General features: G+C 71.4%; 2 protein-coding genes. Both read right to left on the bottom strand.

Annotation, left to right across the window (positions count from 1 at the left end; genetic code table 11):
- On the bottom strand, positions 1-1,083 hold a 1,083-nt coding region (locus G3N99_RS39970; protein WP_206125163.1), incomplete at its 3' end, for an MFS transporter.
- Positions 1,084-1,127: 44 nt separating this feature from the next.
- A partial coding sequence (locus G3N99_RS39965) for a CoA transferase (protein WP_206125162.1) occupies positions 1,128-1,581 on the bottom strand: 454 nt, incomplete at its 5' end.

Genomic DNA, 1,581 nt, shown 5'->3' with positions numbered 1-1,581 from the left:
GAGCGACGCGAAGCCGTTGCTGAGCGCGAGCACGCCGCCGCGCTGCGCATCCGGCGTCACCTCGGCGAGCATCGCGGGGCCGACCGAGTACATCGTCAGCGTCAGGCCGCTGCCGAGCGTCAGCAGCACGAGCTTCGCCGCGCGCGGCACCTCCGGCACCGGCAGCATGGCCAGCATGACGCCGGCGATGGCGAGCGTGACGGCGATGAACGTGCCGCGCCCGTGCCGCGACGGCATGCCGCGCGCGAGCAATGTTTGCGACAGCCAGGCCAGCGCGAGACTCAGCGGCGACGTGACCGCGACGAACAGCGCGAACATGCGCCCCGCCTCGTGCGGCCCGAAGCCGAGCCCGAGTTGCAGGTAGGTCGGCATCCACGTGAGCGTCATCGCGAGAATCCAGTTCGCCGCGAAATGGCCGAGAAAGTTGCCAAGCACCGTGCGGTCGGTCAGCAGCCGCCCGTACGGCACGCGTTCGCCGCCGGCCGCGCGCGGGCCGCGCGACAGCGTACCCTCCTCGCCGAGCACCGCCCACGCGATGCACCACACGGCCCCGAGCACCGCCAGCACCGCGAAGTTCGCGCGCCAGCCCCAGTGCGACGTGACGACCGGAATCGCGAGCCCCGCGATCAGCAGGCCGAGTGCGCTGCCCTGGTGCAGCAATGCGACCGGGAGATTGCGCCGCGTATCGGGAAACCATTTGTAGATCGCATGCGTCGCGACCGGCGACGCCGGCCCCTCGCCGATGCCGAGCAGCACGCGGCACGCGATGACGACCCAGATCGAGCTCGCGGCGAGCATCGGCAACTGCAGCAGCGCCCACGCGGCCGCCATCGCGAACAGCAGCCATTTCGCGGGCCAGCGGTTCGCGGCGATGCCGCCCGCGACCGCCGCGACCGCGAACAGCCAGTTGAGGCTGCCGCCGATCACGCCGAACTGCGTCGGGCTCAGATGCAGGTCGCGCATCATCGGCACCGACACGAGGCCGAGCACGACCTTGTCGAGAAAATTCACCAGCATCATCAACGCGAGCATCGTCGCGATGGACCACGCCCGTCCGGGGCGGTACTGCGCACCATTCGTCATGGCTGTCTCCTGTTTCGTTATCGTCTGCGGCCGGTGGCGTCGCGCTATCCGCCGCCGTGCTCGCCGGGCGCCGGCACCCGGTCGTCGCCGTCGGGCAGGCCGAGCGAGAATTTCACCGGGAAGCGCACCGCGAGCGACCGGTCGGCCGTCACCTCGCGTGCGACGCCGCGTGCGCGCACGTGCGGATCGTCGAACACCGCGCCCGCGTCGGGTACGCGCGACGCCGGCAGCCCTAGCGCGCCGAGCACACGCATCCAGTCGTCCTGCGTGCGCGTCGCGAAGGTCGCGCGCAACAGCGCGCCCAGCGCGTGCCGATGCTGCTGCCGGCCCGTGCGCTGGGCGAAACGCGGCTCGCGCAGCGCCGGATACGCGTCGCCGAGCGCATCGGCGAACGCAGCCCAGAACTTGTCCTCGAGCGTCGCGAGCACGATGTGCCGCCCGTCGGCGGTCTCGAACAGGTCGTTGTCGGGCATCACCCAGCGCGCTGTGTCGCGCGTA

The sequence above is a fragment of the Burkholderia sp. Ac-20392 genome, from assembly GCF_017104585.1.
Taxonomy (GTDB): domain Bacteria; phylum Pseudomonadota; class Gammaproteobacteria; order Burkholderiales; family Burkholderiaceae; genus Burkholderia; species Burkholderia lata.
Note: the sequence above shows the minus strand (reverse complement) of the source record. Positions and strands in the feature narration are given on the sequence as shown.